Here is an 11592-nt window from a genome sequence, read left to right on the forward strand (position 1 = left end):
ATAATGGGCGCGCATCGAAGGGATTGTTGCTGGATCTGGAGAAGTCGCGCTCAAGGCGCCGACTCAGAGTCGGGTACTCAAAAGCAACGACTCAAAAGCGGGTACGCAGCCCCACGGTGCCGACCACCTGATTCCCGGTCGACGACGCGCCGCCCGCTGTATTGATGAACGCGGTATAGCCCTGCCCGGTCACGTGCTGAAACATCGCTTCGGCGTACACGTCGGTACGCAGCGAGAGCGCATACACGGCTTGCAGATTCACCTGGTTCCATTTCGGATCGGCGCCGAAGCTCGTCGTGCCGCCCACGTGCGCGTCCGTGTACGTGTACGCCGCGCCGAGGCTGAACGCCGGCGTCACCTTGTACTTGCCGTTCACTTCGTAGTTGTCGAAGCGCATCGAGCCGTGCGTGGCGCCGAACGACGCGGTGTTCTGAAACTGGCTGTGCGTGTAGACGAAGCCGGCCGTCACGGGACCGAAACCATAACTCAGCGCAGCGCCTGCCGTGCGCTGAACCTCGGCGCCAAGCTGGAAGCCACCCGTGCCGTTCGCCGTCGATTCGCCGAGATCCACCGCACCCGCCGTGTTGGTGGCGGAGTTGGAGCCGTTGATCTGCAGATAACCTGCGGCCGCTTTGAACGGCCCATTGCTATAGCTCACGCCTGCGCTGTACGCGCGATTGACCGCGAAGTCGCTGTTGTTCGAGAACGCGTAGAGGCCACCGAACTTCAGACCCGCGTAGTTCGCGCTGGTGTATTTGACGGCGTTGCTCATCCGCACCGAGTGGTTCAGATTGTCGTTGTCGAACGGATGCGCGAAGCCGGTGTCGCCGAACGTGCCCGCTGTGCCCGACAACGGCGCGACGAAATCGACCAGCGAATCGTACTGACGGCCGAGCGTGAGCGTGCCGAACTGCTGGCTGCTCAAGCCCGCATACGCCTGACGTCCGAACAGACGACTGTTCTGGCCGAGCTTGCCGTTCTGCACGTTGTAGCCATTTTCGAGCACGAATACCGCTTGCAGACCGCCGCCCAGGTCTTCGCCGCCGCGCAAACCGAAGCGGCTGCCGTTGACGTTGCCGCTGGTCGCCTGCACCAGCGCGCCCTGCGTGCCGCCCTTCTTGACGTTGTTGGTGTACATCACGCCGGCGTCGATAAGGCCGTAAAGCGTGACCGAACTTTGCGCATGCGCGAGCGTGCCGGCGAGTCCTGCAAACGCCGCGACCGCGGCCGAAATCTTTTTCACTTGATGCTCCTGCGTAGCTGGGTGTGGGGTTGAACAGCGACGCGGAGTATAAAAACGCGGCCTTCGAAAACGGATGCCCGCGGCCTGGAGGAGTCCTTTATCGAATCAGGAACAATCGGTCACGGAGAAGTCGCAATCGTGGCGCGGTGCGCGTTGGCGCGATGTTTCGATGGCGTGATCGGCAGGCGTGGCATGCCGGGATGGCGCGTGGGGTGGTGTGTGAACAACGGTGCGCAGCACCGATGAAAAGCGCCGATGAGAAGCGCCGATGAGAAGCAACGATGAGAAGCAACGATGAAAAGCACCAGCGGCAAGCATGCCGCGAAAAGCCCGGCGCGCGAACGCCGGACTTTCTATGCCCTAATTGAAGTCGTCCGTCTCGAGTTCCACGGACTGTCCGCCGTTTTTCTCGAGGACCCGGCGCGTAGCGTTTTCAATCCTTGCGCGATTTGCCTCGAACGTATTGACGAGATGATGGGCCGATGGGCCGTCGTTGCCGAAATGGTTGTTCAGCGCATCCAGCGACACGCTGCACCAGACGTCGGCCCCGTCGACATTGGCTTCGAAGGCGACGCGCGCCGCGGCTACCACTTCGCGGCGTCCGGTGAATTCGATCCTCATAGTGACCCTCCATGTGTGAAAGTAGCGTTGGACGCGCAAACGCCGTGCCAAAGCTGGGCGATCCGCTCAGGCTCGCCCGCACGATTGGTGCGCTGCGCGCTTTCTCCGCAAGGTGCATACTCGACCCTCGGCCGCTTTCGCGCGGCCGCGCTGATGCGTCGCGGCATGACCGTAGTTGGTGCCGTGCGACGTGCCTGACATCCTAATACTAACGCCCCATGTCCTCCCGCAACCCACAATCGTCGCGTCCTCTAGTCATTGCCGCGGTCATGGCCTCAATGGCGATGGTCGCCATCGAAGCCACCATCGTCTCTACCGCGATGCCGCAAATCGTCGCGCAACTCGGCGACCTGCATCTGTATAGCTGGGTGTTCTCGTCGTTCCTGCTCACGCAAACCGCCATGACGGTGGTGTTCGGCAAACTCGCCGATCTGTACGGGCGCAAACCGATCATGCTGATCGGCATCGCGATCTTCCTGGTCGGCTCGGTGCTGGCCGGCTTCGCGTGGTCGATGCCCGCCATGATCGTGTTCCGCCTGATTCAGGGCGTCGGCGCGGGCGCGATCCAGCCCGTCACGCTGACCATCGTCGCCGATCTCTATCCGGCTCATGAACGCGGCAAGGTGCAAGGCTATCTCGCGAGCGTCTGGGCGATTTCAGCGGTGGTCGGGCCGATGGTCGGCGGCTTCATCATCCATAACCTCTCGTGGGCATGGATCTTCTGGATGAACGTGCCGATCGGCCTCGCGTCCGCGGCCGGCTTCATCGCGTTCCTGCGCGAATCGGAGCGCCACGCGCGGCCGTCCATCGACTTCGCCGGCGCGGCGCTATTCATGGCGGCGATCGCCGCATTGATGATGGCGCTGACCTATGCGGGCGACGACGAAATCGCGCGCGCCTCGCTGGCGGGCGGCGCGTTCCTGCTGTGCGTGCTGTTGTTCGTCGCGCAGGAGCGTCGCGCGGCCGAACCGATGATCTCGTTCGCGCTATGGAGCCGCCGGCCGATCGCCGCATGCAACGGCTCGACGTTGCTCTCCGGCATGATCCTGATGGGCGCCACCACGTTTCTGCCGATGTACGTGCAGGGCGTGCTGCATCGCTCGCCGGTAGTGGCCGGCCTCGCGCTGACGATGATGATGGTCGGCTGGCCGACCGGCGCCACGCTCGCGGCCAAGTCGTTTCACCGCCTCGGCTTGCGGCGCATTCTGATCGTCGGCAGCGCGTTCGTGCCGATCGGCGCGGCGCTGCTGCTTTTCCTGTCGCCCGGCGCGTCGCCGTTGATCGCGGCGTTCGGCTCGCTGATCATGGGCTTCGGCATGGGCACGTCCAGCGTCTGCTCGCTGGTACTGATTCAGGAAATCGTCGGCATGGACGAACGCGGCAGCGCCACCGCGTCGAACCTGTTCTCGCGCAATCTCGGCAGCACGTTGGGCGCGACGCTGTTCGGTGCCGTGCTCAACTTCGGGCTGACGCATTCCAAGGGTCTGGCGGTCGTCACGTCGGATCAGTTGAAGTCGCTGCTGCAGAATCAGGCAGCGAGTCTCGGCGACAGCGACATGATCCGCATGGTGTTGCATCAGTCGCTGCACCTCACGTTCATCTCGCTGTTCGTGATCGCGATTTTCGTGGTCGTGTTGCTGGCGTTCGTGCCGCCGGTCAACATTCGCACCGCGAGACCCGTGCCGCTCGAAGCGTTGTCGCCGCTGGAAGATTGACCGTCGGCTAAGGCTGCTTCTCAAGCTGCTTTTAAGGTTGTTTCGCCGGCAGCGTCGCGGCAAAAAAATCAACCGCCTGCGCCGCTGTCTTCGCATGCACCGCGTCACGATCCACGCCGGGATTGTCCCGGCAGATGCGGGCAAGACGCGTGGCCACCGCCGGCAAACAGGTATCGAGAAACGTGTAGTGCCACGCGTCAGGCACGAACGTGACGCTGGCCTTGGGCATCGATGCCGCAATGCGACGAATGTTGGTGTCCACCGGAGCGGTGACGTCGCCCGCGCCCGCGACCAGCGACACGGGAATCGTGATCGCGGCGAGCGACTCCGCGGTCAGCGCCTCGCCCAGCGCGGGCGCAATCGCGAACACCGCCTTGACGCGCGGATCGCGATACGACGCACCAGACCGCGCACGCGACGCCTTGGTCTCCGCCGACGCCGCATCGTCTGTTGATTGATCGCGCAACGGCACCGTCGCGCCGGACGCGTCACGAATCCGCGCCGCTTCCGGCGGCTGGCAGATCGCATCGGCCGCCGGCGAGGCGCAGAACCGATCGAAGCCCGCCAGATCGGTGCGCGCTCCCGCCAGTTCCAGAACCGTATAACCGCCCAGAGAAAAGCCCACCGCGCCGATCCTGTCGCGGTCGACATGCGCGCCCAGCTTCGGGTCCGCCAGCACGCTATCGAGCACTTCGCTGGCGTCCGTGGCGCGTTCCCACCACAGCGTGAAACCGTCGCGGGTCAAGGGTTCGAGTTCGTTGTTGCCCGGATGATTGACGCCCGCCACGATATAGCCGTGCGCGGCCAGCGCGGCGCCGAGCCAGTCGAGACTGTCCGCGCTGCCGCCGGTGCCGTGCGACAGCACCAGCAACGGATACGTAGCGCGCGCGCTCGACAGCGGCGCGCCGTCGGCGACGGGATGCCCAACGAACAACGGATCGCCGGGTTTGCCGACGTCATGCCGCTGCTCCGGCACGGACGGATCGACGGGATACCAGATGCGCGTGACCAGCGCCTCGGTGGCCGCGCCGCGCCAATTGCGCGCGACAGGCGGATGAATGATCCGCACCGTCTCGCCGACATGCCAGCCGGCCCCGGCAGCCTCCGCCGATACAGCGCCGCCCGCCCACGACAAAGCCGCCGCACACAGGAGCGCGGCACCGCATTTGCGAAACATGGTCAGTCCTTGCGAATGGGGATCATCAGATCCGTGACGCAGGCGCGCTGCGATCCGGCGCGCGCCGGGCTGCGGTACAACTCCAGCGCCGGACGGATATCGAGCGCATAGCCGCTTTGCGGCAGCCACACGCCGTACAGCGCGCGAAAGGTCGGCGCGATCAGCGCATACGGGCCGACCAGCCGGTGTACCGCGTATAAACCACCGTCCACGCGCAGCGGTTCGACCGGCGCGCGCGGCGCTTCATGCGATGCAACATCGGGCGACGCGACGATCCCCGCCAGATAGCGAAAACTGCCCTTGAGCGCCGGGTCGCGCACGCAAATGCCGACGCGCCGATCCGTGCGCGGGTCGTCTTCGCAGCGCAGCATGTGCATCAGATCGCGGAACGTCTGGCCGATCGTCGCGACCGGTCCTTCGTGGCGCAGGCAGAGCACGTCGATCGGCGCGATCTCGGCGAGTTCGACTGCGGGCCAGAGCGACATGCGGCCATCGTCGGGATTCGTTGCGTCGTTTGCGTTGGCCTCGTCGGCGTCGTTGGCGTCACGTTTATCCGTGGCGTTCGCGGCATCGGCGGCATCGGCCATGTTGCCCGCCGCGCCCGAGCGCCCGCTCGCCGCCGGTGTCGCGAGATGTTTCTGGCGCGCCTTGAATTCACTCGGCGTGACGCCGGTAAAACCGCGAAATGCGCGGGCGAAGGCCTGCGGACTGTTGTACCCGGCATCGTGCGCGACGGCGGTCACGCGTGCGGACGCGTCGGTCAGACGTTGCGCGGCTTGCGCAAGACGCAGGCGCTGCACGGTCTCGACAATGCTCTCGCCAGCGAGCGCGCGATAAATGCGATGAAAGTGATACGGCGACAGATGCGCGACCGCCGCCAGACTGTCGAGCGTATGCGGCGCGCCTGGTTCGAGCAGAATCGCCTCGATCACACGAGCGATCCGCCGACGATAATCGAGTTCCGTGCTGGCTTTCATCATGGCGCTAGGATAGCGGCCTCGTCGCCACAAAACGGTGCAGAGCTTGCGAAATTTCATCGCGAGTTCACGGCGATGCTGCCGCGCGTCATGGCACTATGGCGGGCATTGCTTTGCAAGCCCCGCGCAACGTGCGTTGCTTTCCCGCTTGGTGCCGTACCGTGGCCGACGCCTACACAGCATCACGGCACGACACGAAACCCGGCGAAGCGACACGACGCATACCGCGCTTGCCATGGAGTCCCGACGACATGATGCAGCCTGCAGCGAGCGTCACGCGTGCCTCGATCCGCCGCCGGCTAGGCGCTGCGCTGCTGCTGACCGGCGCCCTGCTGCTGGCCGGTTGCACGCTGCCGTCGCTGGCCGGCCGCACGGAATCGGCGGCGCTCGATCCGGTGCAGGCTCAATCGACCCATCTCGGCATGGCCGTAGCGGGACCGCTTGCGCAGCATCCGGGCCTGAGCGGCATCTATCCGCTCGAAAATCCCCACGACGCGTTCGCGGCCCGCGTCTTTCTCGCGCACGCGGCGCAACGCACGCTGGACGTTCAATACTATATCTGGCGTGACGATCTGACCGGCACGCTGATGCTGGAGCAACTGGTCGAAGCGGCGCAGCGCGGCGTGCGGGTGCGCCTGCTGCTCGACGACAACGGCATTCCCCCTTCGCTCGACACCACGCTCGCGGCGCTCGACGCGCATCCCAACATCGAGGTGCGCCTGTTCAATCCGTTCGTGGTGCGCAAGCCGAAGTCGATCGGCTTTATCACGGACTTCTCGCGCGCCAACCGGCGTATGCATAACAAGTCGTTTACCGCCGACAGCACCGCGACGATTCTCGGCGGCCGCAATATCGGCGACGAGTATTTCGGCGCGACGGACGGCGTGGTGTTCTCCGATCTCGACGTGCTCGCGGTCGGTCCCGCTGCCGGCGCTGTGGCGCATGACTTCGACCGCTACTGGTCGAGCGAGTCGTCGTATCCCGTGGACCGGATTCTGCCGCACGTGAGCGCCGATCAGTTGCCCGCGCTCGAGGCCAGAGCGAAGGCCGTTGCCAGCGATCCCACCGCGCTCGCCTACGAAGACGCGTTGCGCGAGTCGCCGATCGCCCAGCAGTTGCCCACCGGCACACTGCCGCTCGAATGGGCCGCGACGCGTCTGATCAGCGACGATCCCGCCAAAGGCCTGAACCGCTCGCCGACCGACGCGCTGGTGCTGAAGCAGATGCACGAGATACTCGGCGACCCGGCCGAGGAACTCGACCTGGTGTCGCCGTATTTCGTGCCGACGGAGGTGGGCGTCCAGTACTTCACCCGGCTCGCCTCGCGCGGCGTGACGGTGCGCGTGCTGACCAATGCGCTCGAATCGACCGATGTCGCCGCCGTTCATTCCGGCTACGCGAAACACCGCGTCGCGTTGCTCAAGGGTGGTGTGGCGCTCTACGAACTACGTCGCCAGCCGGGCGCGGACGGCAAAACCGAACAGCGCGCCGGTCCGTTCGGCAGTTCGGGATCGAGCCTGCATGCCAAGACGTTCGCGGTGGACGGCCAGCGTGTTTTCGTGGGTTCGTTCAACTTCGACCCGCGCTCGGCGAAGCTCAATACCGAACTCGGTCTGGTAATCGACAGCCCCGCGCTGGCGGGGAAAATCCGTTCGACGTTCCAGACCCAGGTGCCGCAAGTGGCGTACACGCTTAGCCTCGACGACAAGGGCAAGCTGGTCTGGCTCGAACAGGACGGCGCCAACACGATCCGCTACGACACCGAACCGAACACCACCTGGGTGCGCCGGCTCGGCGTGTGGTTCATGTCGATCCTGCCGATCGAATCGTTTTTATAAATCGGCGGGCCGGCACAGGCCGATCATCCACGCATGCACGGCATCGACCGCGACCGAACGCGCCGGCTGCGCCGAGCGCATCAGCCAGAGCGGCGCCAACGCGAAGCCCGGCACCTGCGGCAAGACTGCCACGCGGCCGCTCGTCAACGCGTCTCCCGCCGTGAGCCGCGACACCATCGCAATACCCGCCTCCTGCTCGGCCGCCGCCACGACGAAGCGTGGATCGCTGACCGTCAACGCGCGGCGCGTGCGCAAACCGCCGCGCCTGAGTTCCGGCAGCCACGGCGCCCATTCCGGACGCGCTTCGTGAACCAGCAGCGGCGCTTGCGTGAGCACGTCGGGAAACGGCGCGTCACGCAGACGGCGTGCCGTTTCCGGTCCGCAGATCGCCACCGCCTCTTCGTCGAGCAACAGCTCGCAGGTGACTTCCGGCGTACGGATCGGCCTGGCTGACACCACCAGATCGACATCGACGCGATCGATCTCGTTGACCTCCTCGTCGGTCACGAGCCAGATCTCGAGCGTCGGCAGCGCCTCCGCGAACTGCCGCATGCGCGGCATCAGCCAGCCTGAGGCGAATTGCGGCGCGCAAACAAGAATCACCGAATCCGGATTGCCATACGGCTCGATCCGGTCGCGCCCGTCGGCGAGTGTGGCGAGCGCCGTCGTGACGGTTTGCGCGTACAGCACACCGGCGGCGGTCAACGCGACGCCCCGGCCGATCCGCCGAAACAGCGGCTGCCCGGTCCACTCCTCCAGTTGCTGGATCTGATGGCTGATCGCCGACTGGGTCAGCGCGAGTTCTTGCGCCGCGCGCGTGAAGCTGCCGACGCGCGCGGCGGCGTCGAAGGCGAGCAAGGCTTGCAACGGGGGCAGTCTACGCATGAGCGATCCCAGTCAGATATTAAAAATATCGATACTTCCAGCAAGATTCTTCGCTTTTCGCGGGAATTTTTCCCCGCAATCATAGCTCCAGTTGCCCTCCACCTGTTTTCTCCTTTCAGCAGACATGAGAAATATTTGTGCGACGGGCGCCCCACTTAAATCGGCTGAACCCACTGGACCGACAAGCATGACTCTGGATCTCTCCCCCCATCCGCACGCGCCCGGCAGCGAACTGTCTGCCGCCCCCACCTACGCCGGCGTGCTGTCGTTCATGCGCCGTCCCTATACGCGCGACCTCACGGGCGTCGATGTCGCCGTCTCAGGCGTGCCGCTCGACCTCGCGACCACCTTCCGCCCTGGCACCCGCTTCGGGCCAGCCGCGATGCGCGCCGCCTCGGTCCAACTGGCCGGACTCGGCGCGTTTCCGTGGGGCATCGATCCGTTCGACCACTTGAACGTGGTCGACTACGGCGACTGCTGGTTCGACGCGCACAACCCGCTCGGGATTCGCGACGCGATCGTCGCGCACGCTCGCGGCATTCTCGCGACCGGCACGCGCATGCTGACGCTCGGCGGCGACCACTACATCACGTATCCGCTGCTGATCGCGCACGCCGAGAAATACGGCAAGCCGCTGAGCCTGATCCACTTCGACGCGCACTGCGACACCTGGCCCGACGACAACCCCGACTCGCTGAATCACGGCACGATGTTCTACAAGGCGATCCGCGAGGGCTTGATCGATCCGGCGCGCTCGGTGCAGATCGGCATTCGCACGTGGAATGAGGACTTCATGGGCGTGCGCATTCTCGACGCGCCGTGGGTTCATCGCAACGGCATTCAGGCCACCATCGACGAGGTACTGAAGATCGTCGGCGCCGCGCCGACCTATCTGACCTTCGACATCGACTGCCTCGATCCCGCCTTCGCGCCCGGCACGGGTACGCCGGTGGCGGGCGGCCTGAGTTCGGCGCAGGCGCTGGAGATCGTGCGGGCGCTCGGCGCCGTGGATATCGTGGGCGCCGACGTGGTGGAAGTGTCGCCGCCCTACGATCACAGCGACGTCACCGCGCTCGCCGCCGCGCATATCGCGTACGACATGCTGTGCCTGATGCGCAACCAGAAGCTGCAACGCCAGCCGCGCCGCTAGACACCCTCACACGCACTGACGACAAACCCCCACGAACCCCTAGCGGACGATCCGACGACCATGCCCCATACCGCCACGAAACCGATCCTGACCGCGTTACTGATGTGCGCATTCGGCACTGCAGCGCACGCCGACGACAAGCAGCTCAATCTGTACAACTGGGGCGACTACATCGCGAAAGACACCGTGCCGAACTTCCAGAAGGAGTTCGGCATTCAGGTGCGCTACGACGAGTACGACGGCGACGAGACCTTGCAGGCGAAGCTGTTGACCGGTTCGACCGGCTACGACGTCGTGGTACCGACCTCGAATTTTCTTGCCAAGCAGATCGAAGCCGGCATTTATCAGAAGCTCGACAAATCGAAGCTGCCGAATCTGGTGAACCTCGATCCCACGCTGATGAAACTCGTCGCCGATGCGGATCCCGGCAATCGGTACGCGGTGCCGTGGGCGTGGGGCACGACCGGGCTCGGCTACAACGTCACGCGGGTAAAGAAGATTCTCGGCGACAACGTGCCGCTCGATAGCTGGGACGTGCTGTTCAAACCGGAATATCTGAGCAAGCTGAAGAGCTGCGGCGTGTCCATGCTCGACGCGCCGACCGACGTGTTCGCAGTCACGCTGCACTATCTCGGCCGCGATCCGAACAGCGAAAATCCGGCCGACTATCAGGCCGCGTACGAAGCGCTGAAGAAGATTCGCCCGTATATCACGCAGTTCAATGTGACGAGCTACATCAACGATCTCGCGGGCGACGATATCTGTTTCGCGCTGAGCTGGTCAGGCGATGTGTCGATGGCGAGTCATCGTGCGCGCGAGGCCAACAAGAGCTACCAGGTCAAGTACTTCATTCCGCAAGGCGGCGCGCCGGTCTGGTTCGACATGATGGCGATCCCGAAAGATGCGCCGCATCCGCAGGCGGCGCTGGAGTGGATCAACTATATCGAGCGACCGGAGGTTCACGCGGCGATTACGAACACGGTGTTCTATCCGAATGCAGATGCAGCCGCGCGTAAGTTCGTGAACGCGGACATTCTCAACGACCCGACCGTGTATCCGCCTGAGCCGGTGTTGAAGACGCTGTTTCTGCTGAAGCCGTTGCCCGCGCCGATCAAACGGCTGGAAGGCAGGTTGTGGGCGCAGTTGAAGTCGGGGTCGTAGAGGTTCACGTTTGACTCGTGCCGCCTGATAGACGACGCGGTACGTTCAATCCTTCGCGTACAACGTCGAGTCCGCGAAACCTTCGGCGGCCAGCACCTGGCCGACCAGGATCAACGCGGTCCGCTCGATCGATGTCGACTGCACCTTGTCGACAATATCGTCGAGCGTGCCGGTGATCTTCTCCTCGTCGGGCCAGCTCGCGCGATAGACCACCGCGATCGGACACGCGCCGCCGTAGTGCGGCCGCAGTTCATCGACGATTCGTGCGAGATGCCGCACGCCCAGGTGGATCGCCATCGTCGCGCGGTGCCGCGCGAGGTCGGCGAGCTGTTCGCCTTCGGGCATGCGGGTTTTGCTCGCGTAGCGCGTGAGAATCAGCGTCTGCGAAACGTCGGGCAGCGTGAGTTCGCAACCGAGCGTCGCGGCACAGGCGGCGGCCGCCGTCACGCCCGGCACGATTTCGTACGGAATGTTCAGCTCGCGCAAACGACGGATCTGTTCGCCGATCGCGCCGTATAACGACGGGTCGCCGGAGTGCACGCGCGCGACATGCTGGCCGTTGTCATGCGCGGTTTTGAGCAACGCGACGATCTGGTCGAGATCGAGGTCGGCGGTGTTGACGACGAGTTCGGCGGTGTGACCTTCAAGCACCGCGTCGGGTACCAGCGATCCGGCGTACAGGATCACCGGGCAACTGCGGACGAGGCGCTGGCCTTTTACTGTGATCAGTTCCGGGTCACCTGGACCCGCGCCGATAAAAAACACCGTCATTGACTGCTCCGTGGTTTGTTGGGGTGGCGTGGGTGGCATGCGCTGCGTGAGTGG

The 11592-nt window shown here is 64.7% G+C and carries 10 protein-coding genes; 4 read left to right on the forward strand and 6 right to left on the reverse strand.

The window, feature by feature from the left end; all coding sequences use genetic code 11:
- Nucleotides 1–91: 91 nt before the first annotated feature.
- Nucleotides 92–1243, reverse strand: a complete 1152-nt coding sequence (locus tag HWY05_RS01400) for a porin (protein ID WP_176057166.1) — start codon at nt 1241–1243, stop codon at nt 92–94.
- Nucleotides 1244–1603: 360 nt separating this feature from the next.
- Nucleotides 1604–1864: a DUF1488 domain-containing protein gene (locus HWY05_RS01405; RefSeq protein ID WP_035557515.1), complete on the reverse strand. Its 261-nt coding sequence runs from the start codon at nt 1862–1864 to the stop codon at nt 1604–1606.
- A gap of 218 nt (nt 1865–2082) precedes the next feature.
- Here HWY05_RS01405 and HWY05_RS01410 point away from each other — a divergent pair, with 218 nt between their 5' ends.
- Nucleotides 2083–3579, forward strand: a complete 1497-nt coding sequence (locus tag HWY05_RS01410) for an MDR family MFS transporter (RefSeq protein WP_176057167.1) — start codon at nt 2083–2085, stop codon at nt 3577–3579.
- Between the two features lie 31 nt (nt 3580–3610).
- Here the strand turns inward: HWY05_RS01410 and HWY05_RS01415 are convergent, their stop codons facing one another.
- Nucleotides 3611–4756: an alpha/beta fold hydrolase gene (locus HWY05_RS01415; RefSeq protein WP_176057168.1), complete on the reverse strand. Its 1146-nt coding sequence runs from the start codon at nt 4754–4756 to the stop codon at nt 3611–3613.
- A 2-nt stretch (nt 4757–4758) separates the two neighbouring features.
- On the reverse strand, nt 4759–5733 hold the full coding sequence (locus tag HWY05_RS01420) for a GyrI-like domain-containing protein (RefSeq protein ID WP_176057759.1): 975 nt from the start codon (nt 5731–5733) through the stop codon (nt 4759–4761).
- Nucleotides 5734–5984: 251 nt separating this feature from the next.
- Between HWY05_RS01420 and HWY05_RS01425 the strand changes: the two genes are divergently transcribed.
- Complete coding sequence (locus HWY05_RS01425) at nt 5985–7571, forward strand: phospholipase D family protein (RefSeq protein ID WP_244146456.1); 1587 nt, start codon at nt 5985–5987, stop codon at nt 7569–7571.
- Here the strand turns inward: HWY05_RS01425 and HWY05_RS01430 are convergent.
- Nucleotides 7566–8456, reverse strand: coding sequence for a LysR substrate-binding domain-containing protein (locus tag HWY05_RS01430; protein ID WP_051980817.1), 891 nt, complete (start codon nt 8454–8456; stop codon nt 7566–7568). The genes HWY05_RS01425 and HWY05_RS01430 overlap by 6 nt on opposite strands.
- 187 nt (nt 8457–8643) lie before the next feature.
- On the opposite strand from HWY05_RS01430, the gene speB reads away from it, so the two are divergent.
- Together speB and HWY05_RS01440 are read left to right on the forward strand one after the other, a co-directional pair.
- On the forward strand, nt 8644–9606 hold the full coding sequence (gene speB, locus HWY05_RS01435) for an agmatinase (RefSeq protein ID WP_176057169.1): 963 nt from the start codon (nt 8644–8646) through the stop codon (nt 9604–9606).
- Nucleotides 9607–9666: 60 nt separating this feature from the next.
- Complete coding sequence (locus tag HWY05_RS01440) at nt 9667–10767, forward strand: polyamine ABC transporter substrate-binding protein (protein WP_035557526.1); 1101 nt, start codon at nt 9667–9669, stop codon at nt 10765–10767.
- A 45-nt stretch (nt 10768–10812) separates the two neighbouring features.
- On the opposite strand, the gene cobM is transcribed toward HWY05_RS01440, so the two are convergent.
- Nucleotides 10813–11538, reverse strand: coding sequence for a precorrin-4 C(11)-methyltransferase (gene cobM, locus HWY05_RS01445; RefSeq protein ID WP_176057170.1), 726 nt, complete (start codon nt 11536–11538; stop codon nt 10813–10815).
- Nucleotides 11539–11592 lie beyond the last annotated feature (54 nt).

The sequence above is a fragment of the Paraburkholderia sp. BCC1876 genome (genome assembly GCF_902833695.1).
In the GTDB taxonomy this organism is placed as follows: domain Bacteria; phylum Pseudomonadota; class Gammaproteobacteria; order Burkholderiales; family Burkholderiaceae; genus Paraburkholderia.